Source organism: Samsonia erythrinae, from assembly GCF_004342665.1.
GTDB classification, from domain to species: Bacteria; Pseudomonadota; Gammaproteobacteria; order Enterobacterales; family Enterobacteriaceae; genus Samsonia; species Samsonia erythrinae.
Window position 1 is genome coordinate 1393 of the sequence record NZ_SMBY01000025.1, and the last position, 1628, is coordinate 3020.

Consider the following 1628-nt stretch of genomic DNA (forward strand, 5'->3'; position numbering starts at 1 on the left):
TTTGCTCGTTATTTTCATCAGACAATCTGTGTGAGCACTGCACTCAATCCACATCTTCTTGGTAAGGAGGTGATCCAACCGCAGGTTCCCCTACGGTTACCTTGTTACGACTTCACCCCAGTCATGAATCACAAAGTGGTAAGCGCCCCCCCGAAGGTTAAGCTACCTACTTCTTTTGCAACCCACTCCCATGGTGTGACGGGCGGTGTGTACAAGGCCCGGGAACGTATTCACCGTAGCATTCTGATCTACGATTACTAGCGATTCCGACTTCATGGAGTCGAGTTGCAGACTCCAATCCGGACTACGACGTACTTTATGAGGTCCGCTTGCTCTCGCGAGGTCGCTTCTCTTTGTATACGCCATTGTAGCACGTGTGTAGCCCTACTCGTAAGGGCCATGATGACTTGACGTCATCCCCACCTTCCTCCGGTTTATCACCGGCAGTCTCCTTTGAGTTCCCGACCGTATCGCTGGCAACAAAGGATAAGGGTTGCGCTCGTTGCGGGACTTAACCCAACATTTCACAACACGAGCTGACGACAGCCATGCAGCACCTGTCTCTCAGTTCCCGAAGGCACAAGACTGTCTCCAGTCTCTTCTGAGGATGTCAAGAGTAGGTAAGGTTCTTCGCGTTGCATCGAATTAAACCACATGCTCCACCGCTTGTGCGGGCCCCCGTCAATTCATTTGAGTTTTAACCTTGCGGCCGTACTCCCCAGGCGGTCGATTTAACGCGTTAGCTCCGGAAGCCACGGTTCAAGACCACAGCCTCCAAATCGACATCGTTTACAGCGTGGACTACCAGGGTATCTAATCCTGTTTGCTCCCCACGCTTTCGCACCTGAGCGTCAGTCTTTGTCCAGGGGGCCGCCTTCGCCACCGGTATTCCTCCAGATCTCTACGCATTTCACCGCTACACCTGGAATTCTACCCCCCTCTACAAGACTCTAGCCTGCCAGTTTCAAATGCAGTTCCCAGGTTAAGCCCGGGGATTTCACATCTGACTTAACAGACCGCCTGCGTGCGCTTTACGCCCAGTCATTCCGATTAACGCTTGCACCCTCCGTATTACCGCGGCTGCTGGCACGGAGTTAGCCGGTGCTTCTTCTGCGGGTAACGTCAATGAATAAGGGTATTCGCCTTATCCCCTTCCTCCCCGCTGAAAGTGCTTTACAACCCGAAGGCCTTCTTCACACACGCGGCATGGCTGCATCAGGCTTGCGCCCATTGTGCAATATTCCCCACTGCTGCCTCCCGTAGGAGTCTGGACCGTGTCTCAGTTCCAGTGTGGCTGGTCATCCTCTCAGACCAGCTAGGGATCGTCGCCTAGGTGAGCCGTTACCTCACCTACCAGCTAATCCCATCTGGGCACATCCGATGGCAAGAGGCCCGAAGGTCCCCCTCTTTGGTCCGAAGACATTATGCGGTATTAGCTACCGTTTCCAGTAGTTATCCCCCGCCATCAGGCAGTTTCCCAGACATTACTCACCCGTCCGCCGCTCGCCGGCAAAGTAGCAAGCTACTTCCCGCTGCCGCTCGACTTGCATGTGTTAGGCCTGCCGCCAGCGTTCAATCTGAGCCATGATCAAACTCTTCAATTTAAGATTTGTTTGATTTGCTGAACT

Annotated in this window: 1 rRNA gene; it reads right to left on the reverse strand. The window is 53.6% G+C overall.

Annotated elements, in window-relative coordinates:
* Positions 1 to 62: 62 nt before the first annotated feature.
* Positions 63 to 1604 (reverse strand): 16S ribosomal RNA (locus tag EDC54_RS17765).
* Positions 1605 to 1628 lie beyond the last annotated feature (24 nt).